Source organism: Actinocorallia libanotica, from assembly GCF_039525175.1.
In the GTDB taxonomy this organism is placed as follows: domain Bacteria; phylum Actinomycetota; class Actinomycetes; order Streptosporangiales; family Streptosporangiaceae; genus Actinocorallia; species Actinocorallia libanotica.
Genome location: NZ_BAAAHH010000001.1, coordinates 277,131 through 298,548, shown reverse-complemented (window position 1 = coordinate 298,548; position 21,418 = coordinate 277,131). Strand labels below are relative to the sequence as shown.

General features: G+C 72.1%; 23 protein-coding genes. 12 read left to right on the top strand and 11 right to left on the bottom strand.

All coding sequences use genetic code 11. The annotated features are described in order from the left end of the window. Position 1: 1 nt before the first annotated feature. Genes ABD140_RS01575 through ABD140_RS01560 form a run of 4 tightly spaced genes read left to right on the top strand, consistent with a single transcriptional unit; the run spans position 2 to position 3,550 of the window. Complete coding sequence (locus ABD140_RS01575; protein ID WP_344235846.1) at positions 2–1,210, top strand: metal-dependent hydrolase family protein; 1,209 nt, start codon at positions 2–4, stop codon at positions 1,208–1,210. After that, positions 1,203–1,613: a nuclear transport factor 2 family protein gene (locus ABD140_RS01570; RefSeq protein WP_344235844.1), complete on the top strand. Its 411-nt coding sequence runs from the start codon at positions 1,203–1,205 to the stop codon at positions 1,611–1,613. The genes ABD140_RS01575 and ABD140_RS01570 overlap by 8 nt, the downstream gene beginning before the upstream one ends. Before the next feature lie 6 nt (positions 1,614–1,619). Further along, complete coding sequence (locus ABD140_RS01565; RefSeq protein ID WP_344235841.1) at positions 1,620–2,711, top strand: acyl-CoA dehydrogenase family protein; 1,092 nt, start codon at positions 1,620–1,622, stop codon at positions 2,709–2,711. A 5-nt stretch (positions 2,712–2,716) separates the two neighbouring features. Then, on the top strand, positions 2,717–3,550 hold the full coding sequence (locus ABD140_RS01560) for an acyl-CoA dehydrogenase family protein (RefSeq protein ID WP_344235839.1): 834 nt from the start codon (positions 2,717–2,719) through the stop codon (positions 3,548–3,550). A 57-nt stretch (positions 3,551–3,607) separates the two neighbouring features. Here the strand turns inward: ABD140_RS01560 and ABD140_RS01555 are convergent, their stop codons facing one another. Together ABD140_RS01555 and ABD140_RS01550 are read right to left on the bottom strand one after the other, a co-directional pair. Continuing rightward, on the bottom strand, positions 3,608–4,393 hold the full coding sequence (locus ABD140_RS01555; RefSeq protein WP_344235837.1) for an enoyl-CoA hydratase: 786 nt from the start codon (positions 4,391–4,393) through the stop codon (positions 3,608–3,610). Positions 4,394–4,403: 10 nt separating this feature from the next. Continuing rightward, positions 4,404–5,579, bottom strand: coding sequence for an acyl-CoA dehydrogenase family protein (locus ABD140_RS01550; protein WP_344235835.1), 1,176 nt, complete (start codon positions 5,577–5,579; stop codon positions 4,404–4,406). A gap of 205 nt (positions 5,580–5,784) precedes the next feature. On the opposite strand from ABD140_RS01550, the gene ABD140_RS01545 reads away from it, so the two are divergent. Then, positions 5,785–6,438, top strand: coding sequence for a TetR/AcrR family transcriptional regulator (locus ABD140_RS01545; RefSeq protein ID WP_344235833.1), 654 nt, complete (start codon positions 5,785–5,787; stop codon positions 6,436–6,438). Between the two features lie 55 nt (positions 6,439–6,493). After that, positions 6,494–7,315 carry an acyl-CoA thioesterase gene (locus ABD140_RS01540; RefSeq protein ID WP_344235831.1) on the top strand — a complete coding sequence of 274 codons (822 nt, stop codon included), beginning with the start codon at positions 6,494–6,496 and terminating at the stop codon, positions 7,313–7,315. Between the two features lie 19 nt (positions 7,316–7,334). Here the strand turns inward: ABD140_RS01540 and ABD140_RS01535 are convergent, their stop codons facing one another. Beyond that, on the bottom strand, positions 7,335–8,123 hold the full coding sequence (locus ABD140_RS01535) for a hypothetical protein (protein ID WP_344235829.1): 789 nt from the start codon (positions 8,121–8,123) through the stop codon (positions 7,335–7,337). A gap of 172 nt (positions 8,124–8,295) precedes the next feature. On the opposite strand from ABD140_RS01535, the gene ABD140_RS01530 reads away from it, so the two are divergent. Further along, a complete protein-coding gene (locus ABD140_RS01530; RefSeq protein ID WP_344235827.1) occupies positions 8,296–8,871 on the top strand; it encodes a hypothetical protein in 576 nt (191 codons plus the stop codon). Between the two features lie 38 nt (positions 8,872–8,909). On the opposite strand, the gene ABD140_RS01525 is transcribed toward ABD140_RS01530, so the two are convergent. Next, positions 8,910–9,797, bottom strand: a complete 888-nt coding sequence (locus ABD140_RS01525) for a LysR family transcriptional regulator (RefSeq protein ID WP_344235825.1) — start codon at positions 9,795–9,797, stop codon at positions 8,910–8,912. A 78-nt stretch (positions 9,798–9,875) separates the two neighbouring features. Between ABD140_RS01525 and ABD140_RS01520 the strand changes: the two genes are divergently transcribed. From ABD140_RS01520 to ABD140_RS01500, 5 genes are all read left to right on the top strand, one after another. Further along, the gene (locus ABD140_RS01520) at positions 9,876–11,099 is read left to right on the top strand and encodes an MFS transporter (RefSeq protein WP_344235823.1); all 1,224 of its coding nucleotides are present in this window, start codon (positions 9,876–9,878) and stop codon (positions 11,097–11,099) included. Between the two features lie 15 nt (positions 11,100–11,114). Further along, entirely contained in the window at positions 11,115–11,996 is an 882-nt protein-coding gene (locus tag ABD140_RS01515) for an SDR family oxidoreductase (RefSeq protein ID WP_344235821.1), read from the top strand. A gap of 79 nt (positions 11,997–12,075) precedes the next feature. Beyond that, a complete protein-coding gene (locus ABD140_RS01510) occupies positions 12,076–13,254 on the top strand; it encodes an NAD(P)/FAD-dependent oxidoreductase (RefSeq protein ID WP_344235819.1) in 1,179 nt (392 codons plus the stop codon). A 10-nt stretch (positions 13,255–13,264) separates the two neighbouring features. After that, positions 13,265–14,200, top strand: coding sequence for a sigma-70 family RNA polymerase sigma factor (locus ABD140_RS01505; RefSeq protein WP_344235817.1), 936 nt, complete (start codon positions 13,265–13,267; stop codon positions 14,198–14,200). A gap of 61 nt (positions 14,201–14,261) precedes the next feature. Next, a complete protein-coding gene (locus tag ABD140_RS01500) occupies positions 14,262–14,918 on the top strand; it encodes a pentapeptide repeat-containing protein (protein WP_344235815.1) in 657 nt (218 codons plus the stop codon). A gap of 44 nt (positions 14,919–14,962) precedes the next feature. Here the strand turns inward: ABD140_RS01500 and ABD140_RS01495 are convergent, their stop codons facing one another. The 7 genes from ABD140_RS01495 to ABD140_RS01465 form a co-directional block, all read right to left on the bottom strand. Beyond that, positions 14,963–15,316 (bottom strand): hypothetical protein, encoded by a 354-nt coding sequence (locus ABD140_RS01495; protein WP_344235813.1) that lies wholly within the window; start codon positions 15,314–15,316, stop codon positions 14,963–14,965. Positions 15,317–15,419: 103 nt separating this feature from the next. Further along, a complete protein-coding gene (locus ABD140_RS01490) occupies positions 15,420–15,854 on the bottom strand; it encodes a hypothetical protein (RefSeq protein WP_344235811.1) in 435 nt (144 codons plus the stop codon). Positions 15,855–16,018: 164 nt separating this feature from the next. Continuing rightward, positions 16,019–16,750 carry a phytanoyl-CoA dioxygenase family protein gene (locus ABD140_RS01485; RefSeq protein WP_344235809.1) on the bottom strand — a complete coding sequence of 244 codons (732 nt, stop codon included), beginning with the start codon at positions 16,748–16,750 and terminating at the stop codon, positions 16,019–16,021. A gap of 73 nt (positions 16,751–16,823) precedes the next feature. Then, positions 16,824–17,261 (bottom strand): TIGR03618 family F420-dependent PPOX class oxidoreductase, encoded by a 438-nt coding sequence (locus ABD140_RS01480; RefSeq protein WP_344235807.1) that lies wholly within the window; start codon positions 17,259–17,261, stop codon positions 16,824–16,826. After that, on the bottom strand, positions 17,258–18,148 hold the full coding sequence (meaB, locus tag ABD140_RS01475; RefSeq protein ID WP_344235805.1) for a methylmalonyl Co-A mutase-associated GTPase MeaB: 891 nt from the start codon (positions 18,146–18,148) through the stop codon (positions 17,258–17,260). Before meaB ends, ABD140_RS01480 begins: the two co-directional genes overlap by 4 nt. Before the next feature lie 370 nt (positions 18,149–18,518). Next, positions 18,519–19,661: a thiolase family protein gene (locus tag ABD140_RS01470; RefSeq protein ID WP_344235803.1), complete on the bottom strand. Its 1,143-nt coding sequence runs from the start codon at positions 19,659–19,661 to the stop codon at positions 18,519–18,521. Further along, positions 19,654–21,378, bottom strand: coding sequence for a class I adenylate-forming enzyme family protein (locus tag ABD140_RS01465; RefSeq protein WP_344235801.1), 1,725 nt, complete (start codon positions 21,376–21,378; stop codon positions 19,654–19,656). Before ABD140_RS01465 ends, ABD140_RS01470 begins: the two co-directional genes overlap by 8 nt. Between the last annotated feature and the right edge of the window lie 40 nt (positions 21,379–21,418).

Below are 21,418 nucleotides of genomic sequence, written 5' to 3'. Positions count from 1 at the left end.
GATGCCGACGCTCAAGGCGGCCGGACTGCTCGACCTCGACACGGGGGAGATCGTCCGGCCGGGCATCCTGCGCATCGAGGGCGACCGGATCGTCGGGGTCGGCGGCCCGCCGGAAGGCGAGGTCATCGACCTGGGCGACCTCATCCTGCTGCCCGGTCTGATGGACATGGAGGTCAACCTGCTGATGGGCGGGCGCGGCGAGACCGCCGCCTACTCGCCCGTCCAGGACGACCCGGCGCTGCGCATGCTGCGTGCGGTGGGCAACGCCCGCCGCACGCTGCGGGCGGGCTTCACCACCGTCCGCAACCTCGGCCTGTTCGTGAAGACCGGCGGCTACCTGCTGGACGTGGCGCTGGCCAAGGCCATCGACGCCGGGTGGATCGACGGGCCCCGCGTCGTCCCGGCCGGGCACGCCATCACCCCGACCGGCGGCCACCTCGACCCGACGATGTTCGCGGCGTTCGCGCCCGGCGTGCTCCCCCTGACGCTGGAGGAGGGCATCGCCAACGGCGTCGACGAGGTGCGCAAGGCCGTCCGGTACCAGATCAAGCACGGCGCGCAGCTGATCAAGGTGTGCTGCTCGGGCGGGGTCATGTCGCACACCGGCCTGCCCGGCGCGCAGCACTACTCCGACGAGGAGCTGTGCGCCATCGTGGACGAGGCGCACCGGCGCGGCCTGAAGGTCGCGGCGCACACCCACGGCGCCGACGCGGTGAAGGCCGCCGTCCGGGCGGGCATCGACTGCATCGAGCACGGCTTCCTCATCGACGACGAGACCATCGAGCTGATGCTCAAGCACGAGACGTGGCTGGTGCCGACGACCTTCCTGGCCGACGGCATGGACGTCTCCAAGGCGGCGCCCGAGCTCAAGGCCAAGGCGGCCGAGATGTTCCCGCGCGCCCGCGAGTCGGTGCGCAGGGCCATCGAGGCGGGGGTGAAGATCGCGGTCGGCACCGACGCCCCGGCCATCCCGCACGGCAGGAACGCCGCCGAGCTGGTCGCGCTCGCCGGGCGCGGCATGGCGCCGCTGGAGGTGCTGCGCGCGGCGACCGTCCGCGCCGCGGAGCTGATCAGCGTCACCGACCGGGGGCGGCTCGCCGAGGGGCTGCTCGCCGACGTCATCGGCGTGCCCGGCGACCCCCTCCAGGACATCACCGTCACGCAGAACGTGCGGTTCGTGATGAAAGGCGGCAAGGTCTTCCATGGCTAGTATCGACGACCTGGTGGAGATCCAGCAGCTGCTCGCCAAGTACGCGGTGACCATCACCCGGGGGGACATCGAGGGGCTGGTCTCGGTCTTCACCCCCGACGGCACCTACAGCGCCTTCGGCGACACCTACCCGCTGGACGAGTTCCCCGAGCTGGTCGCGGCGGCGCCCAAGGGGCTGTTCATGACGGGCACCCCGCTCGTGGAGCTGTCCGGCGACACCGCGTCCGGCACCCAGCCGCTGTGCTTCGTCGACCAGACCGACCACCACATGCGCATCGGCTACTACAGCGACACCTACGTGCGCACCGGCGACGGCTGGCGGCTGCGCACGCGGTCCATGACGTTCCTGCGGCGCAGCGGGGCCCACGACTCGGGCATTCCGCACGCCCACAAGCAGGCCTGAGCCGTCATGGACGTCGCTGACTTCCGGGCGGACGTTCAGGCCTGGCTCGCCGAGAACGACCTCTCCCCCGGCCCCGACCACTCGCTCGACGGGCAGGTCGCCCAGCTGGCGCGGGTGCGGCGCGCCCTGTACGACGCGGGCTGGATGCGCTACGGCTGGCCCGCCGGGGTCGGCGGCCTCGGCGGGCCGGCCGTCCTGCGGGCGGTGCTCGGCGAGGAGGTCGCCACCCGCGACCTCGCCGAACCCGGCATCTACTCGATGGTCGAGGTCCTCGCCCCCACGATGATCTCCTACGCCCGTCCCGAGCTCGCCGCGGAGATGGTCCCGCGGCTGCTCAGCGGGCGGGAGCAGTGGTGCCAGGGATTCTCCGAGCCCGGCTCCGGCAGCGACCTCGCCTCGCTGGGCACCCGGGCGACGCCCCGCTCGGACGGCGCCTGGTCGGTCGACGGCCAGAAGGTGTGGACGAGCCTCGCCCAGTACGCCGAACGCTGCGTCCTGCTCACCCGCACCGCGCCCGGCCACGACGGGATCACCGCGTTCTTCGTCGACATGGACACCCCCGGCGTCACCGTCCGGCCGCTGCGCACCATGCACGGCGTCGACGAGTTCGCCGAGGTGTTCTTCGACGACGTGGTGGTGCCCGCGGACCGGATGCTGGGCGGTCCCGGGGACGGCTGGCGCCTGGCGATGGACCTGCTCCCCCATGAGCGCTCCACCTGCTTCTGGCACCGCATCGCCTACCTGTTCGCGCGGCTCGACCGGCTCGTGGCCGAGACCGGCGTCCCCGATGACGCCGCGCTCGGCTCGGCCTACCTGGCCCTGCACACCGCCCGCTGCCGCTCCCACGGCACCCAGCGGCGGCTGGCCGCCGGGGAGCGGCTCGGCCCCGAGACGTCGGTCGACAAGGTGCTGCTGGCCACCGCCGAGCAGCAGCTGTTCGACACCGCGCGCGACCTCCTGCCGGGCGTCCTGGAGCTCACCGGCTCGCCGTGGCGCACGGAGTACCTCTACTCGCGGGCCGCGACCATCTACGGCGGCACCGCCGAGATCCAGCGCAACATCATCGCCCGCCGCCTCCTCGACCTGGGAAGGGAGTGACGACCGTGACGGACGACGCATCCGCCGTGGAGCTGGACGCCGCGGACCGGGAGCTGCTCGCCGAGGCCCTGCGCAAGGCGATGGCCTGTGCCACCGGCCGCGAGCTCGACGCGGCCCTGGACGGGCTGGGCTGGCCCGACCTGCTCGCCGAGGCGCCGGGCACCGCCGTCCCGCTGGTGTTCGGGCTGCTCGGGGAGACCGGGGCGCACGCCTCGGTCCTCAACGACGTGCTCCTGGCGGCCTCGGGCCGTCCCCTCGGCGGCGTCCTGCCGCTCCCCTACGCGGGCGGCTCGTCCGTCGTCTGGGAGCGGGACGGCGCGGGGAGCGGGATGCTCCTCGACGCCGACCTGCCGCTGCGCACCACCGACACCGGCGGGCCTCCCGGTTCCCCGGCCCTGGCCGCGGGCCGCCGGGCCCTGGGCTGGTGGCTGGCGGGCACCGGCCGCGCCATGCTCGCGCTGGCCCGCGCCCACGCCCTGGACCGCGTCCAGTTCGGCAGGCCGATCGCCTCGTTCCAGGCGGTCCGCCACCGCCTCGCCGAGACCCTCGTCGCCCTGGAGGGCGCCGAGGCGACACTGCTGGCCGCCCAGCGCGACACCGGCGACGACCTGTCCGCCCTGCTGGCCAAGGCGGCGGCCGGCCAGGCGGCGCTGACCGCGGCCCGCCACTGCCAGCAGGTCCTCGGCGGCATCGGGTTCACCGCCGAACACGCCCTGCACCGGCACGTCCGGCGGGCCCTCGTGCTGGACGGGCTGCTCGGCGCCTCGCGGGAGCTGACCCGCGAGGCGGGGGCGCTGCTGCGGGAGCGCGGCGCGGCGCCCCGGCTCGTCCACCTCTGAACCGGGAACGTGAAGAGGGAGGGCCCCCGCGGGGTCCGGCCTCTTCACGTTCCGCGGCTACTTGAGCCTGGCCTTCATCTCGTCGAGCTTGACGAGGATGGGGTAGCCGCTGACGCTGAGGGCGTTGCCGTGGCCGGTCTGGTGGATGTCGAAGACCGACTGGAGTGCGGCGTAGAAGCCCTGCACGTCCTGGGTCTGGTTCACCGCGCGCTTGGCCTGGCGCAGGCCGAAGGCGGGCATCTCCGCGATCTGGGCCGCCAGTTCGCGGGCCTGGGCGTCCAGGTCGGCGCGGGGGACGACGCGGTTGACCATGCCGACCTTCTCCGCCTCGTCGGCGGTCAGGGGGCGGCCGGTGAAGAGGATCTCCTTGGCCTTGCGGGGGCCGAGCTCCCAGGTGTGGCCGTGGTACTCCACCCCGCCGATGCCCATGTGCACCACGGGGTCGGAGAACTGGGCGTCGTCCGCGGCCACGATGAGGTCGCACGGCCAGCACAGCATGAGGCCGGCGGCGATGCACTTGCCCTGGACGGCGGCGATCGAGGGCTTGGGGACGTTGCGCCAGCGCAGGGAGTAGTCCAGGTAGCGGCGCGTCTCGGCGTCGTAGATCCACTCCAGGGTGATCTTGTCGGGGGCGGGCCAGCCGCCGTCGTTGAGGTCGTGGCCGGCGGAGAAGTGCCTGCCCTCGGCCCGCAGCAGGATGACCTTGGCGTCCTCGTCCCGGGCCGCCTCCGTCCAGGCGGCGTCGAGCTCGTCGAGGAGCTCCATGTTCTGGGCGTTGGCCGCCTCCGGCCGGTTCAGGGTGATGGTCGCGATGCCGTCGGCGACCTCGTAGTCGATGTACAAGACGGGCTCCTCAGCTTCGGGGCAGGCCGAGCACCCGCTCGGCGATGATGGTGCGCTGGATGTCGGAGGCGCCGCCGGCGATCGTGCCGGAGAAGCTCCGGGCGTAGCGCTCGAACCAGCCGGCGTAGAAGTCCTCCAGCGTCATGGGGTTGAACGGCGCGGTCCGCGCGGGGTGGGCGAGCGCCGCGGGGCCCGCCGCGTCCAGCGCCTGCTCCGTGGCGTTCTGCACGGCCTCGGAGCCGAACAGCTTGAGCACCGACAGGGCGGCGACGTCCTGCTCGCCGCGGGCGGCCCGGGCCAGGGCCGTCGAGCCCATGAGGCGCAGGGCGTGCAGGTCCATGACGAGCGTGGCGTACCGGTCGCGGGCGAGCACGGTGCTCGGGCGGAAGTCCTGGGTGAGGTCCTCCAGGCGCTCGGCGAAGCTCAGCCACAGCAGGGTGCGCTCGTGGCCGAGGGAGCCGTTGGCCACCGTCCAGCCCTGGTTCAGCTCCCCGACGAGGTTCTCGGCGGGGACCTCGACGTTCTCGAAGAACACCTCGTTGAAGTCCAGGTCGCCGCGGCCGATGAGCGAGCCGAACGGGCGGCGCGTCACGCCGGGCAGGTCCGTGGGGACGATCAGGACGCTGATGCCCTTGTGCTTGGGGGCGTCGGGGTCGGTGCGCACGAACGTGAGGATGAAGTCGGCGTCGTGGGCGCCGGACGTCCACACCTTCTGGCCGTTCACCACGAAGCGGTCGCCCCGCGGTTCCGCCCGGGTGCGCAAAGAGGCCAGGTCGGAGCCGGCCCCGGGCTCGCTCATGCCCAGGGCGGCGGTCTTCTCGGCGCGCAGCACGGGGACGGCCCAGCGGTGCTTCTGCTCCTCGGTGCCGAAGGACAGCAGCGAGGCCGCGATGATGCCCAGGCCCTGGGGGTTGAAGCTGTGGTAGATCCGGCGGCGTGCCAGCTCCTCCAGGTGCACGTACTGCTGGAGGAGGCTCGCGTCGCGGCCGCCGAACTCCGGGGGGTTGCCCGGCAGCAGCCAGCCCTCGTCGAACAGGAGCCGCTGCCAGCGGCGCGCCCACTCGGGGATGTGGGCGGTGGAGCGGGGGCGTTCGAGCTCCTCCGCCCCCTCGGGCAGGTGCGCGTCGAGGAAGGCGGCGAACTCGGCGCGGAAGGCCTCGACGGCGGGATCGAACGTCAGCCGCACGGCACTCCTCGGCCGGTGTCGGGCTCCCAGCTCATCCGGTCCTCCTTCATCAACGGGTTTCGCCATGCGGCTTCGAGAGAATATCATTCTCAAGAATTGAAAGTAAGAGTCTCCCCAGGGACGGCCGACACATGACCAGGGACACAGTCCTCCTGCTTGTACCGTGCAGTAAGGTTTACCTATGGCGCAGAAGACGGATCCGCCCGTGAGTACGGTGAGCGAAGAGCCGGCCTGGAAGCAGCGCGCGATAGAGCGCTCCACCAAGGCCGCCAAGCTCCGCGCCGAGCAGCGGGTGGAGCGGTTCCTGGACGCCGCCCAGGCGATCATCACGGAGAAGGGCACCACCGACTTCACCGTGCAGGAGGTCGTCGACCGCTCCCGCCAGTCGCTGCGCAGCTTCTACCAGCACTTCGACGGCAAGCACGAGCTGCTGCTCGCCCTCTTCGAGGACGCGCTGCGCCGGTCGGCCGACCAGATCCGCGCCGCCGCGGACGGCCAGACCGACCCGCTGGAGCAGCTCAGGGTCGCCGTCCACCTCCTGTTCGAGCTCTGCCGCCCCGACCCCGCCGCCCAGCGCCCGCTGTTCACCGACTTCGCGCCGCAGCTGCTGCTCTCCCACCCGGCCGAGGTGAAGGTCGCGCACTCGCCGATGCTCTCGCTCTTCACCGAGCTGATCACCGGCGCCGAGGCCGCGGGCGAGCTGCGCTCCGGCCTCACGCCCCGCCGCCTGGCCGCGCTGACCATGCAGACGGTGATGTTCAACGCCCAGTCCAGCGGCCCGGCCGACGCCGAGGGCGCCAACTCCCTCACCGCCGACGAGGTGTGGGAGTTCTGCTCCCACGGCTTCGCCGGAAAGTAGCCGACCAGGCGAGAAGGTCGTTCTCATTTTTCGATAACACCCATATCATTCGGGTATGTCCATCGATCTGTGGAACGACCTTCTGGCCTGCCTGGAGCCCGCCCCCCTCCCGTCGCCCGGCGACGGCACCCTCGCCTACGAGGGCCGCAACCAGCGGCTGACCTACCACCGCCTGTTCGGCGGCCAGCTCCTCGCCCAGTTCGTCCGCGCCGCCGCCCTCTCCTGCCCCGGCAAGGACGTCAAGTCCCTGCACGTGCTGTTCCCTCGCGCCGGCAGCGCCGACGAACCCGTCCGCTACGAGGTCGAACGCCACCACGAGGGCGGCACCTTCGCCACCCTGGCCATCACCGCCCGCCAGAGCCGCGGCGCCATCGCCACCGCCTCGGTCTCCCTGCACAAGGCCGAGCCCGGCCGCGACCACCAGACCACCGCCCCCGTCCCCCCGCTGCCCGGCGAGGAGCACCGCGTCGCCCTCGACCTCATCCCCTGGGAGACCCGCACCACGGCCGACCTGGACTCCCCCAAGCCCGACTCCCCCGACCTGGAGCTGTGGCTGCGCACCCCCGCCTTCGACCGCGCCGAGGAACTGGCCCCCGCCCTCACCGCCTACGCCACCGACCTCACCCTCATCGGCACCGCCCTACGCCCCCTCGACGGCATCTCCCAACGCGACGCCGGCACCGCCTTCACCTCCGCCGTCACCTCCCACACCCTCTGGTTCCACCGCCCCTTCCGCCCCGACACCTGGCTCCTCCTCCGCCAGCACAGCCCCCTCCTGGCCCACTCCCGCTCCTTCGGCCGCGGCGACGTCCTCACCGCCGACGGCGCCCTCGTGGCCTCCTACGCCCAGGAGTCCCTCCTCCGCTTCAACGGATGAGCGCTGATCGGTCTCGGGGTCAGAGGTGTTCCAGGGCGTGGGTTTCGTCCTCGGGGCCGACTTCTTTCTTGTCGTAGCAGGGGGTCTGTGTGCCTCGGCCGGGGCCTTGGGCGAGGATGCGGGCGCCTGTTCCTTCGGCGGCTTCGATGCCGAAGTCGGGGGTGAAGCGGCCGTCGTAGCGGATGGCCCAGTGGACGTGGTGGAGGAAGACCAGTTCGTTCGTGGTCTTCTTGTGGGCTACGAGCCATGACCAGAACTCCTTGGTGCCGCCGCAGGTGAGGGGGATCCAGTTCGGGAGTTCCGGGTGGAGCTCGTTCGGGTCGTTCGGATGCCAGACGCCGATGTTCGGGTCGTCGTCCATGGCGGCATCGGCCCACTCGTTCCGGGTCAGGGCGGTGGGGTCGTCGTACCAGATCGTCTTTTTCAGGCCGTCGCGTTTGGCGGTGGCGAGCGCGGTGACCAGCTTGGTGCGGGTTCCGTCGTCCTGGGGAGGGCGGTAGACGACCCAGGAACTACCGGGGAGGACCGTCTGGATCCAGCCGAGCGCCCAGCCGTCCTCGTCCAGGAGGGTGCGCGCGGACGCCGAGAAGCCGACCTGCCGGCACGGGACCTGGAAGGGGGCGTCGCCGCGGCCGTCGTAGAACTGGCCGGTGACGTACAGGCCGGGCTCGGCGTGGAGGATCATGGAGTCGGGCCGCACCTCGAAGCGGCCTCCGTTCTCCCGTTCCACGATCGGGAAGGACGCGGGGGCGCCGGGGCCCGCTGGAGGCTGGAGGGGGACGTTCGGCTGGAACGGCTGGTCTGTCATGCGCGGGTCTCCACGGTGTCGCCGGTCGGGACCATTCATGCCACCACGTGGGTGAAACGTGCGACAGAACCACATGCGACACATTCGTGTGGAGTCATCCGATCTTCTTGCCTCCGGCGGTCGTCTGAAGGACCGGTGCCCCCGCCAACGCACACCTCGAAGGAGTAACGACTTGTCCACCACCCCTCTCCGGCTGCTGTCGGCCGTCGCCCTGACCGCCGGACTGGCCCTCACCGTTCCCGCGGCGGCCTCCGCGGCACCGGGCTCCTGCGCCGTCGGCACCTGGCAGCTCACCAAGTACCGGCTGAAGAGCCACATCGACGAGGCCACCGCCAACGCCAAGGGCGGCGAGGGCACCCGGCTGACCATCACCAGGAAGTCGGCCTCCTATGACTTCTCCCGCGCCAAGAAGGTCTTCACCAAGGGCGTCGTGGAAGGCGACTCCTACACGGAGACCGACACCTTCCGGAAGAAGCTGGCCTTCAAGTCATCCCTCACCGGGAAGAAGATGGGCAGCCTGACCCTCAAGCGCAAGTCGGCGACCGGCAACGCCACCATCTCCAGCATCGTCGGCGGCCAGCCCACGGGCTCCGCCAAGCTCGCCAAGAACTACCGAGCCGGGCTGGAGGACCCGTTCATCCCGGTCTTCGTCCAGTACACCTGCACGTCCAAGACGCTGAAGCTCGTGCTGGAGGCCGACGGTCCCATGACCACCATCACCTCCGTGCACCAGTACCGGCGCGTCTGACCTCCCGCGGCCGGAGGCCTTCGCCTGCCTCCGGCCGCTCACGCGCGGGTCTGCGGGACCGGGACGCCCAGGACGGACAGGAAGGCCGCGGCCGCAGGGGACGGCCTGAAGCGGCTCCAGATGAGGTACTCCACGCGGGCCGGGGCGTCGTGGAGGCGGATGGCGGACAGGTCCGGGAACTCCGGGGCGTAGGCGGCGGGCAGCATCCCTATGCACAGGCCCTGGCGGATCAGGCGGGCCATGAAGTCGGGTGTCGTGATCTCGAAGGCGACCTCGCGGTGGACTCCGGCCGCCGCGAACGCCGCGTCCGACTGGATCCGGCCCGCGGTGCCCGCGGGGAAGTCCACGAAAGGCTCGTCCGCCAGCCGGTGCAGGGACGTCTGCTCCTCCCCCGCCAGAGGGTGTCCGGGCGGGACCATGGCCACCAGATGGCCTCGCGCCAGCTCGTGGCCGCTGACGCCCTTGGGGCGCGCGTCCGGCGGCAGGCCCAGGAAGGCGACGTCCAGGGCGCCCTGCTGCACGTGCTCGACGAGTTCCTCGCTCGCGCCCGAGCGGAAGACGATCCGCACCTGCCCGTGGCGCAGGTGGAACCGCTTCAGCGCCGCCGAGAGGTCGACCGCGGTGACGGTGGGGATGGCGCCGACGGCCAGGCGTCCGCGGATCTCGCCCGTGGCGGCCGCCACCTCGGCGCGGGCGCGTTCGGCGGCCTCGAGCGCCTGGCGGGCCGCGGGAAGGAACGCCTCGCCGGCGGGGGTCAGGCGCACGCGGCGGCTGGTGCGGTCGAACAGCCTGGTGCCCAGTTCGCGCTCCAGCCGGGCGATCTGGTGGCTCAGCGCGGACTGGACGACGCGGCACCGCTCGGCGGCGCGCGTGAAGTTGCGCGTCTCCGCGACGGCGACGACGTAGCGCATCTGCTGGAGCTCCATCGATCCATCGTGATGGGAGATCGCTGGGATGACAAGCATGTGTTGGACTCATTGATCTTTTCATCCGAAACTGTGTCCATGACGACGAAACCCCCTGCGCAAGGCCTGTCGCGCGGGCTGCTCCTGCTCATGTCGGTGGCGACCGGGCTGGCGGTCTCGGGCAACTACTTCGCACAACCGCTGCTCGACCTGATCGGCCGGGAGTTCGGGATCGGGCCCTCGTCGGCGGCGCTGCTGGTGACGGCCGCGCAGGGCGGGTACGCGCTGGGGCTGATCCTGCTGGTGCCGCTCGGCGACCTGGTGGACCGGCGGCGGCTGGCGGTGACCCTCTACGCGGCGACCGCCGTGCTCCTGCTGGTGTCGGCCGCCGCCCCCAACGCCGCGGTGCTCCTGGCCAGCACGGCCCTGACCGCGCTGACCTCGGTGGGAGCGCAGGTCGTGGTGCCGTTCGCCGCGACGCTGGCGGCGCCCGAGGAGCGCGGCCGCGTCGTCGGCACGGTGATGACGGGACTGATGCTCGGCCTGCTCCTGGCGCGGACCGCGTCCGGAGCGCTGTCGGAGCTGGGCGGCTGGCGGACCGTCTACTGGGCGGGCGCGGCCCTGATGGCGCTGATGGCCGTGCTGCTGCGCGTCTTCCTGCCCCGGCTCGGCAACGACGGCGAACGCATGACCTACCCCGGGCTGCTCCTCTCGACGGTGGCGATGTTCCGGTACGAGCCGCTGCTGCGGTGGCGTGCGGCGATCGTCGCGCTGAGCCTCGCCTCGTTCAGCGTGTTGTGGACGGCGCTGACCTTCCTGCTGGCGGGCCCGTCGTACGGCTGGACGGAGTCGGCCATCGGGCTCTTCGGACTGGTCGGCGCCGTGGGCGCGCTGACCGCCACAGTGGCGGGACGGCTGGCCGACCGCGGATACGTCCAGACCGTGACCGGCGCCGGGACGGTCCTGCTGGTCGCGTCCTGGGCCGCCATCGCCGGCGGGGCTCACTCGCTGTTCTGGCTGCTCCTCGGCGTGGTCGTGCTGGACCTGGCGCACCAGGCCGTGCTCAACAGCAGCCAGAACGTCGTCTACGCCCTCCGCCCCGAGGCCCGCAACCGCATCAACTCCGCCTTCATGACCGCCTTCTTCATCGGCGGCGCCGTGGGCTCCGCCCTGACCTCGGCGGTCTGGGCCGGCAGCGGCTGGACCGGCGTCTGCGTCCTGGGCGCCGTGCTCTCCGCCGGAACCGCCCTCCTCTGGGCCCTGGAACGCGCCGCCGTCCGCCGCGCGGCGGACGAGCCCCTGGTCCACGCCCCGAACCTCTGATCCAAGGAGCCGCACATGCCACGCACCGTACTGGTCACCGGAGCCACCGGAACCGTCTCCACCGCGCTGATGAACGCGCTGGCGGGCGCCGACGTCGACCTCCGCGCCCTCGTCCGCGACGCGTCCAGGGCGGACGGCCTGCCCGCCGAGGTCTTCGTCGGCGACCTCGACGACGCCCGGACGCTGCCGCCCGCCTTCGAAGGCGTGCAGGACGTATGGCTCCTCACCCCGAACGGCCCCCGCTCCCCCGAGAACAACATGAACGCCGTGTGGGCCGCCCGCCAGGCCGGCGCCGAACGCATCGTCCGCCTCTCCGCCGTCGGCGCGGCCCACGACGCCCCGACCCGCAGCGGCCGGCTGCACGCCCTGTCCGACCACGAAACCCAGCAGAGCGGCCTGCGCTGGACGATCCTGCGCCCTCACTGGTTCATGCAGAACCTGCTGAACGAGGCGTCCGACATCTCCGCCAGCGGCACGTTCTCCCTGAACACGGCCTCGGGCCGCATCGGCATGATCGACGCCCGCGACATCGCCGAGTGCGCCGCCCGCGTCCTCCTCGACGGGCCCGACCGCCACCACGGCAGGACGTACACCCTCACCGGTCCGCACTCCCTGTCCTTCGACGAGACGGCCGACCGGCTGGGAAGCGTTCTCGGACGCCCCATCACGTACCTGCCGGTCGGCGACGACGCCAAGCGCAAGACCCTGCTCGGCTACGGCGTCCCCGCGTGGATCGTCGACATGCTCGAGGAGTACGCCCAGGCGTACGCCTCCGGCTGGGGCGACTTCACCACCGACACGGCCGCCGCCCTCCTCGGCCGTCCCCCACGCGACGTCTCCGACTTCGTCCGCGACCACGCCGCGGCCTTCGCCCCGGCCCCGCCGGGCGGTGTGTGAGCCGCTTCACAAGGCGGTCCTGTCAGGGTTCGGGCGGCTGTCTCGCTCAAGAGGCAAGCGAACAGACAGGAGCAGGAACATGAGGCACCGCATCGTCGTCCTCGGCGCCGGTTACGCCGGGGCCTACTCGGCCGGGGTCCTGGCCCGCCGCCTCGACCCCGCCGACACCGAGATCACCGTCGTCAACGCCGCACCCGACTTCGTCGAGCGGCTGCGCCTCCACCAGCTCGCGGCCGGGCAGGACCTCAAGCGGCTCCCGCTCGCCGACATGTTCGCCGGCACCGGGGTGCGGCTGCGCGTGGCGCGGGTCGAAGCGGTCGACGCCGCGAGCAGGACCGTCACTCTGGACGACGGCGAACTCGCCTACGACACCCTCCTCTACGCGCTCGGCAGCACCGTCGCCGACCACGGTGTCCCCGGCGTCGCCGAGCACGCCTTCCACGTCACCGACCGGGCCGCGGCGCTGCGGCTGCGCGAGCGCCTGGACGGTCTGGGCGGGGGAGGCCGCGTGCTGGTGGTGGGCGAGGGCCTGACCGGCATCGAGACCGCCACCGAGATCGCCGAGTCACGGCCCGGACTGAAGGTGGCGCTGGCCGCCCGCGGCGAACCGGGCGACTGGCTCTCCCCCGCCGCCCGCCGCCACCTGCGCCGCGCCTTCGACCGCCTCGGCATCACCGTCCACGCGCACACGTCCGTCGAACGCGTCGAGCCGACGGGGGTGATGGGCGCCAACGGCACCGTCCTCGCGTCCGAGGCGACCGTGTGGTGCGGCGGGTTCGCCGTCCATCCCATCGCGGCCGACAGCGGCCTCGAGGTCACCGACACCGGCCGGATCGTCGTCGACCGCACCATGCGCTCGGTCTCGCACCCCGACGTCTACGCCGCCGGCGACAGCGTCCACACCATCGGCGAGAACGGCCTGCCGCTGCCGATGTCGTGCGCCTCGGCCGGTTTCACGGCCATGCAGGCGATCGACGCGATCGTCGGACGCCTGACCGGCCGCGAAATCTCCTCCACCGCGTTGAAGTACTACGGCAACCACATCAGCCTGGGGCGGCGCGACGCCATCTTCCAGCTGGTCGACGGCCGTGCCCAGGCCACGTCCTGGTGCCTGCGGGGCCGCCCGGCGTCGCTCGTCAAGAACGGCATCCTCCGGGGCGCCGCCTGGAGCACGGGCCATCCGACCTTCGGCATGCCGACACGCAGGCGCCGCCTGGCCGCCTCGCCCGCGCGCTCCGCCGAAACGGCCCTCGCCTAGGATCGGCCGCGTGGACGCCCTCGCCATCGAGCAGTTCGAGGCCGGCCGGTCCCGGCTGGCCTCGCTCGCGTACCGCCTGCTCGGCTCGGCCGCCGACGCCGAGGACGCCGTGCAGGACGCGTTCCTGCGCTGGCAGGCGGCCGACCGCGACCGGATCGAGGTGCCGGAGGCGTGGCTGACCAGGATCGTCACGAACCTGTGCCTCGACCGGCTCCGCTCCGCGCACGCGAGGCGCGAGCGCGCGGTCGGCGCGTGGCTGCCCGAACCGCTCCTCCAAGGCGACCCGATGCTCGGCCCCGCCGACACCTTCGAGCAGCGCGAGTCGGTGTCCCTGGCCGTGCTGATCCTCATGGAGCGCCTCTCCCCCCACGAACGCGCCGTCTACGTGCTGCGCGAGGCGTTCTCCCACAGCCACGCCGAGATCGCCGACATCCTCGGCATCACCGAGGCCGCCAGCCAGCAGCACCTCCACCGGGCCCGGCGACGTCTCGCCGCCGCCCCCCGCGACGACGTTCCCGACGGCGCCGACGCGCGCCGGATCGTCGAGGCGCTCCTCGACGCCGCCTCCTCGGGACGGACCGAGCGGCTGATCGCGCTGCTCACCGAGGACGCGACCGCCGTCACGGACGGAGCCGGACTCGGCGAGAGGCTGCTGCGCCTCTCCACCCCGGAGCGGGTGGCCGCCACGCTGCGGGGCGCGCTCAAGCCGAGCGAGAGCAAACGGCGCCTGGTCGGCGGCTCCCCGGCCCTGCACGCCGGCGTCGTCAACGGCTCCCCCGCCCTGATCGCCGTGCTCGACGACCGCGTGGTGGGCCTCGTGGTGTTCCAGACCCGCGAGGGCAGGATCGCGACCGTCCACGGCATGGCCTCGCCGAAACGGCTCGGCCGCCTCACCGCGGCCTGGTCGGCGCGGGAGCGCACCGCTCCCCTCGTCGAGTCCTGGTGACCGGATCCCCGCCCGCCGGCCTGCGCCGAGGCGCCGTTCGACGGGCACTAGGGTGGCTGCCATGCCCGTTCGCCAGGGAAAGCCACGAGAGCCCGCCGCGCCGAAGATCCCCGCTTCGCTCGGCCCGGGCGGCGATCTCGAGGAGGACGGCGTCTACCTTTCCGCCGACTTCAGCGATCTCGACCTGTCCGGATCGCAGGCCGACGGAGTGGAGGTCGAGCGGGCCAGGTTCACCGGAACCCGCCTTTCGGGGTCCCTCCTCACCAAGGCCCGGCTGAGCGACGCCGTCTTCGAGAACGCCGACATGGCGAACCTCTCCCTGCCCAGCGGCCTGATCTTCAACACCCTGGTGGACAGGTGCCGCCTCACCGGCGCCGACCTGCGGGACTGCAGCCTGCGCGACGTCCTCTTCCAGGGCTGCCGCGCCGACCTGGCCTCGATCCGGTTCGCCGCCCTCCGGGACGTGGTCTTCCGCGACTGCAATCTGAGCGAAGCCAATTTCCAGGGCACCAGATTCCAGAACGTCCGCTTCGAAGGCTGCCGGCTGAACGGCGCGCAGTTCAGCGGAACCCAGATCGCCGGAACACGCTTCTCCCACTGCGACCTCTCCGGCATCGCCGGAGTGGAATCGCTACGCGGCATCATCGTCTCCAGCGCAGACGCCCAAAGCCTCCTCTACACCCTGACCTCAGCCCTGGGAATCCACGTAGAGGATTGACCACCCGCCGCACAGGAACCTCTCCACCCCTGCACTGAGCACCATCAGCAGTCGGCGGTGAACCACACGGTGTCGCCGGGCAGCTCCCGCTCCGCCAGCTCAAGGCGAAACGCCGACCCAGGCCGCAACGGCATCCACCCACGCGTCAGCGCCGTACGAACGGCCAACGAGACGAGCACCGGCCGCACGGCCATCGACCGTCCGCCCATCCAGCTCCGCGGGTGCTCACAAGGCAGCCGAACCACCAGAACACTGCCCGTCCCCTCGGCATGCTCCACGGCGAAAGTGAACGGCACCCACCCTTGACCCTGGTCGTAGGTCATCTTCCTACGCACCGTCCAGCGATACCGAGCCCCATCGACCGTAATGCCCCGCGAGCCCTTCTTCACAAGAGCCATCTCTCCCCTTCCTTGCGCACGCCACGAGCATGGGACTTCCGGAGAGAAAATCCAACGCATTTCTTCTGGCGAAGCCTCGGCTCGCCGCCCGCCACAAACCGGTTCAGTCCCCGCGATGGCGGCGTGTGCCTCGTTCCGTTCGCTCGAGCGCGATGCCGAGCCGCCGCCTTCGGGAAGGACGGACGCCCAGGTGCCGGGCCACTTCCAGCGTGCAGGCACGGTTGCGCTTTCCGATGGAGGTCAGGGGAGCAGAGGAATCCGCGAAAAAGACGAGTGGAGTGGAGCGCTTCTCGCCCTGATCGGAGACCCACTTGATCGTGGGAACGAACGGCCCATCCGGTTCCACGTGGGTGACGGCACGGCGCGGGATCGTACGAGTCCACCACAGGCTGCGGACGACAGCTGCTTCCTGGTCGAGGGTCACACCGGCTCGTGCGCCTCTGAGGCCGGTGACCAGTGCGAGGATTACCAGGACCATGGTCACCCGCCACTCTGCGAACTCACCGATCCTCGTTCCCAGAGCCGTGATCAGGAGCATCGCGGCGGGAACGCCTCGAGAGACCGGGTGGGGTCGGATCGTGGTGGGCTCGTGCATGGTCGGTCACGGACTCCGCAAGAAAACGGATCCTGTCGGTGGATCGCGGTTGCGAAAGAATGACAGACGCTCACGCGAAGCAGCCGAGCGGGGTGGCGCGGGGTTGTTCAGGTACTGGCTGTGAGGGCTTGGGACAGGGCGTTGTTGCCTTTTGGGGTTGGTGGTTCGGTCAGGAGGACGGGGGCCTGGGACATGAACCTTGGCTCGTGGCCTCGGTGTTCGTCGGCGGCGTGGACGGTGAAGGGGTGCACCAGGTACATGTCGCCTGGGCGGCCTGTTGCGTGGGCGAGGGGGCGGTGGGAGCTGGCGGCGTCCACCAGCGGGCCGGCTTCGAACGGGTCGAGGACGCGGTCCGCCATCACCGCGGCCGTGTCACGGTGCGAACCGATCCGGATGCGGGTCGGGGCGTCGTCGGGGCCGACGTCCGACAGGAGGGTCAGCAGCAGCATCGTCTCCGGCTTTCCGCTGCACAGGTAGCCGCCGTCGGGCTGCGCGGCGTTGGCGTCGATATGCCAGCCTCGGTCGTCGGCGGGCTCCGGATGCGGGAAACGGATGGGCACCATGCCGAGTGCGCCGCGAGGGATCCAGCCGCCGGGGCCGCAGATCTCGTCCAGCGCCTCGGCCAGCCGGGCGCTTCGCAGGATCTCTCCGAAGGGGCCTTCGCCGGTGAGGTCCGCGGCCCACACCACCGGCTTCTTCCAACCCGAGGGGTCCTGGGGCGACAGACCGATCTGCCGCCACAGCAGTGTTCTGGCCGCGGCACCGACTTCAGGTGGCACGGCTCTCTCCAGCTTGACGAACCCGTCGGCGATGAACCGGTCGACATCGATGACGCCCATACCGATGACGCTAACCATCGTGTCCACTCGTTTTTCGGGACGTCTGCGGCCGGTTCCTTTGGTGCAGGTCGCGCTATCGCCCGTTGTGGATGAGGCCGTAGAGGCGGGTGGCCTTGATGTGGACGACCATGCGGTGGGTCCTGATCATCTTGTGGTCGAAGGCGGGGCGGGGGGATTCGCCGTTGAAGGCGGAGTGGATTTCGTGGAGGTCGTTGGTGGCGGGGTCGCCGGGGGTGGTGGCGGGGGCCAGGGTGAGGGTGCCTTCTACGACGGTGAAGTTGAAGAAGTCGGGGCCGGGGACGTGGAGGACGGCGCGGGGGTCGCGGAGGAGGTTGCGGCCTTTGCGGCGGGTGGTCGTGGTGGAGATGCGGATGGTGCGGGTGGCCGGGTCCGCCAGGTAGTGGACGTTCGACAGGTGGGGGAGGCCGTCGGGGGTGAGGGTGGCGAGGATGCCCTGGTGGTTGCCGGTCACCGTTTTCCACAGATCCTGCTGGGAGGGGGGCATGGTCATGGGGTCCCGGTAGAAAGGGCTTTGAGGAGGAGGTCGGTGGCGGTGTAGGGGTCGTGGCGGCCTTCGGACACGGCGGTGGCCAGTTCTTCCAGGGCGGGATGGCCGCGGAGGCGGGACTGGGCCAGGGAGAGGAGCTGGGCGTGGGCTCGTGCCTTGCGGCGGGCGGGGGTGTCGGCGCGGTGGTGGGCTTCGATGGCGTCGACGAGGGCGGGGACGCCCTCCGCCTTGGCGGCGACGGCGGTGAGGATGGGGGCGTCGGTCTCCATGTGGAGGTCGCGGACGGTCTGCTCGGCGCCTTCGCGGTCCGCCTTGTTGACGACCAGGAGGTCGGCCACCTCCAGGAGGCCCGCCTTGGCCGCCTGGACGGCGTCGCCCGCGCCGGGGGTGAGGACGACGACGACCGGGTCGGCGACGGCGGCGATCTCGATTTCGGACTGGCCTACGCCCACGGTCTCGACCAGGACCAGGTCGTAGGAGAGGTGGGCCAGGACGCGGACGGCGGCGGGGACGGCGGCGGCGAGGCCGCCCAGGTGGCCCCGGGTGGCCAGGGAGCGGATGAGGACGCCGGGGTCCGCGGTGTGGGCGGCCATGCGGATGCGGTCGCCCAGGAGGGCGCCGCCGCTGTAGGGGGAGGACGGGTCCACGGCCAGGACCGCGACGCGCAGGCCGCGGTCGCGGTAGGCGGTGACCAGGGCGGCCGCGGTCGTCGACTTCCCCGCGCCGGGCGGGCCCGTCAGGCCGACGACCCGAAGGGCGCCCGGGTCGGGGAGCCCGTCCAGGGCCGTCAGCACCTCCCCCCTGCCCGTGCCTTCGATGAGGCTCAGCAGCCGCCCCGTGGCGCGCAGGGACCCGCCGCGGGCGGCGGCGAGGAGCTCATGCACGTTCACGGGGCCTCATCGAGCGGCCGGACCGGATGCCAGGGTCCGGCGTCGAGCGACCGGACCGGGCGCCGGGACCCTACGTCGAGCGACCAGACCGGATGCCAGGGCCCGACTTCGGGCGACCGAACCGCGTGCCAGGGCCCGACTTCGGGCAACCGGACCGGATACCGGGGCCCGGTGTCGAGCAACCAGACTGGGCGTCGGGACCCGGCTTCGGGCGGCCAGACCGGATGCCAGGGTCCGGCGTCGAGCGACCGGACCGGGCGCCGGGACCCGACGTCAAGCGACCGGACCGGATGCCAGGGTCCGGCGTCGGGCAGTCGGGCCGGGGGTCGGGGCGGGGTGGTCCCGGCGCGGTTGGGTGGAGGGGGCGGGGTCATGGGGCGGGGACCTCGATGACGGTGGCGGAGCCCATGCCGCCGCCCGCGCACATGGCGGCGACGCCGAGGCCGCCGCCGCGGCGGCGCAGCTCGTGGACGAGGGTGGTGAGCATGCGGGCGCCGGTGGCGGCGACGGGGTGGCCGAGGGAGCAGCCGCTGCCGTTGACGTTCACCTTCTCGGGGTCGATGCCGAGCATGCCGACGGTGGCGACGCACATCGCGGCGAACGCCTCGTTGATCTCGAAGAGGTCGACGTCGGACAGGGACAGGCCGGCGCGGGCGAGGGCCTTGGGGATGGCCTTCACGGGGGCGAGGCCGGTCTCGGCGGGGTCGACGCCGACGGACGCCCAGGAGCGGACGGTCGCCAGGGCGGGCAGGCCCAGCCGGTCGCTCGCCACGACCAGGGCCGCGGCGGCGTCGTTGGCGCCGGCGGCGTTGCCCGCGGTGATGCTGAAGCCCTCGATCTCGGGGTGGAGGGGCCTGAGGGAGGCGAGCTTCTCCAGGCTGGTCTCGCGGCGCGGGTGCTCGTCGACGGAGAACAGGCCGTAGGGGGTGTCGATCGGGACGATCTCCTCCTTGAAGCGGCCCTCGTCGATGGCGCGGACGGCGTTGCGGTGCGAGCGCAGCGCCCAGGCGTCCATCTCCTCGCGGGTCACGCCGGCCCGGACCGCGGCGTTCCAGCCCACGGTGATCGACATGTCGAGGTTGGGGGCGTCGGGGCGGTTCGGGTGGGTGGGCGGGTACCAGGGGTCGATCCACTCCTCCCCCGACCGGAACCGGAACTTCGGCGAGGTCGAGGAGGAGTTCACCCCGCCCGCGACGACCAGCTCGTCCATGCCGGCGCGGATGCTCGCCGCGGCGCTCTGCACGGCCGTCAGGCTCGCGGCGCAGTGCCGGTTCTGCGCCTGTCCCGCCGCCGAGGTGAGGCCCGCGGTGATCGCGGCGTGCCGTGCCACGACGCCGCCGCCGTACAGGCCCTCGCCGAGGATCACGTCGTCGACCAGCGCCGTGTCGAGCCCGGCGGAGGCGGCGGTGAGGATGTGGTGGGCCAGGTCGTAGGCGGTGGTGTCGCGCAGCGTGCCCTTGAAGGCGGTGCCGACGGGGGTGCGCAGCGCGGAAACGATGACTGCCTCAGGCATGGGTCTTCTCCATCTCGGCCAGAAGGGTGCGGCGGAGCAGCTTGCCGGTGTCGGTCTTGGGCAGGTCGGCGCGGAAGACGATGGCGTCGGGCGTCTTGGAGGAGCGCAGCCTCTCCTTCACCCACCGCTTGAGCTCCGCCTCATCAGGAGCGGCGTCCACCCCACCGGAGGCAGGGGCTGCCGCGCCGGGAGCGGCGCCCGCCGCCCCGGGAGCGGCGCCTGCCGTGCCGGAGCCGGGAGCGGCACTCGCCGTATCGGAGCCAGGAGCGGCGCCTGCCGCACCGGAGCCAGGAGCAGCACTCGCCGTATCGGAGCCAGGAGCGGCGCCTGCCGTGCCGGAGCCGGGAGCGGCACTCGCCGTATCGGAAGCAGCGCCCGCCATGCCGGAGGTAGCGCCTGCCGCACCGGAAACGGCATCCGCCGTGCTGGGAGCGGTAGTGCTCGCGGCGCTCACCACGAAGGCGACGATGCGCTGCCCCCATTCGGTGTCGGGGACGCCGACCACCACGGCCTCGCCGACGCCCGGGTGGGCGAGGAGGACGTCTTCGATCTCGGCGGGGGCTATGTTCTCGCCGCCTCGGATGATGGTGTCGTCGGCGCGGCCCTCGATGAAGACGTAGCCGTCGGGGTCGAGGCGGCCGCGGTCGCGGGTGGGGAACCAGCCTTCGGCGTCCAGGACGCTCCGGCCGCTGTACTCGCCGGAGATCTGCTCGCCGCGCACGTGGACCAGGCCGGTCTCGTCCGTGCCGAGCACCTCGCCGTCCTCGGAGCGGATCTGGAACTCCACGCCGGGCACCGGGCGTCCCACCGAGCCGAGGCGGGCCCGTACGGCCGGGTCGTCCGACGACAGGGCCTTGCGGTGGTCGCCGGGTCCGAGGACGGCGATCGAGGAGGCGGTCTCGGTCAGGCCGTAGGCGTTGACGAAACCCGTGCCGGGGAAGACCTTCAACGCCTTCTCCAGGACGGGCAGCGGGGTCCGTGAACCGCCGTACGCGAGGCTGGCCAGGGTCGGCGTCCCGGCGTCGCCGCCTTCCACGGCGTCGACGATGCGCGCCAGCATCGTGGGGACGACGAGCGCGTGCGTGACGCTCTCCCGCCGGACGGTCTCCAGCCACTCCTCGGGCTTGAACGCCGCCAGGTAGACGACGCGGCGTCCGGTGTAGAGGTTGGTCAGCAGGTTCGCCAGCCCGGCGATGTGGTACGGCGGGACCGCGACGAGGGCGGCGGCGGCCTCGTCGGCCGAGCCGAACTCCAGGGTGTTCATCACGTAGGCGAGCAGGTGCCGGTGGCGCAGCACGGCCGCCTTGGGCTCCGACGTCGTGCCGCTGGTGTAGAGCAGGACCGCCACGCCGTCCGGGTCCGTCGGCGCCTCGGCCCGCGACGGGGCGCCCGCGGGCGCGAGCAGCCCGTCGAGGTCCTCCTGGCGCAGGACGAGGGCGCCGGGATGGCGGGCCTGCAGAGCGGTCAGCTGGTGGTCGCCGAGCCGGTAGTTCAGGGGCACGAACGGCACGCCCGCGATGGCCGCGCCGAAGAGCGCGACGGGGTAGGCGAGGTGGTTCGTGCCCAGGTAGAGGACGGCCGGGTGATCCCGGAACCGGTCGGCGGCGGAGCGCGCGAGGCTCAGGAGCTCGGAGGCGGTCACCGTGCGGCCGTCGGCCGTCACCGCCGGCCGGTCGCCGGCCGACGCCGCCATGTCAAGGATCAGGGTGATATTCATGAGAATGCTATTCTCGCAAACCAAGAGCTTCGGTTGCAAG

Coding starts and splice junctions, on each gene's coding strand:
- ABD140_RS01480 (WP_344235807.1), bottom strand. CDS start 17,261: ATGACCATGCCCCCCTCCCAGCAGGATCTGTGGAAAACGGTGACCGGC.
- ABD140_RS01490 (WP_344235811.1), bottom strand. CDS start 15,854: ATGCTCCTGATCACGGCTCTGGGAACGAGGATCGGTGAGTTCGCAGAG.
- ABD140_RS01485 (WP_344235809.1), bottom strand. CDS start 16,750: ATGGGCGTCATCGATGTCGACCGGTTCATCGCCGACGGGTTCGTCAAG.
- ABD140_RS01565 (WP_344235841.1), top strand. CDS start 1,620: ATGGACGTCGCTGACTTCCGGGCGGACGTTCAGGCCTGGCTCGCCGAG.
- ABD140_RS01510 (WP_344235819.1), top strand. CDS start 12,076: ATGAGGCACCGCATCGTCGTCCTCGGCGCCGGTTACGCCGGGGCCTAC.
- ABD140_RS01465 (WP_344235801.1), bottom strand. CDS start 21,378: ATGAATATCACCCTGATCCTTGACATGGCGGCGTCGGCCGGCGACCGG.
- ABD140_RS01525 (WP_344235825.1), bottom strand. CDS start 9,797: ATGGAGCTCCAGCAGATGCGCTACGTCGTCGCCGTCGCGGAGACGCGC.
- ABD140_RS01540 (WP_344235831.1), top strand. CDS start 6,494: ATGTCCATCGATCTGTGGAACGACCTTCTGGCCTGCCTGGAGCCCGCC.
- ABD140_RS01535 (WP_344235829.1), bottom strand. CDS start 8,123: ATGACAGACCAGCCGTTCCAGCCGAACGTCCCCCTCCAGCCTCCAGCG.
- ABD140_RS01515 (WP_344235821.1), top strand. CDS start 11,115: ATGCCACGCACCGTACTGGTCACCGGAGCCACCGGAACCGTCTCCACC.
- ABD140_RS01495 (WP_344235813.1), bottom strand. CDS start 15,316: ATGGCTCTTGTGAAGAAGGGCTCGCGGGGCATTACGGTCGATGGGGCT.
- ABD140_RS01575 (WP_344235846.1), top strand. CDS start 2: ATGCCGACGCTCAAGGCGGCCGGACTGCTCGACCTCGACACGGGGGAG.
- ABD140_RS01500 (WP_344235815.1), top strand. CDS start 14,262: ATGCCCGTTCGCCAGGGAAAGCCACGAGAGCCCGCCGCGCCGAAGATC.
- ABD140_RS01570 (WP_344235844.1), top strand. CDS start 1,203: ATGGCTAGTATCGACGACCTGGTGGAGATCCAGCAGCTGCTCGCCAAG.
- ABD140_RS01470 (WP_344235803.1), bottom strand. CDS start 19,661: ATGCCTGAGGCAGTCATCGTTTCCGCGCTGCGCACCCCCGTCGGCACC.
- ABD140_RS01520 (WP_344235823.1), top strand. CDS start 9,876: ATGACGACGAAACCCCCTGCGCAAGGCCTGTCGCGCGGGCTGCTCCTG.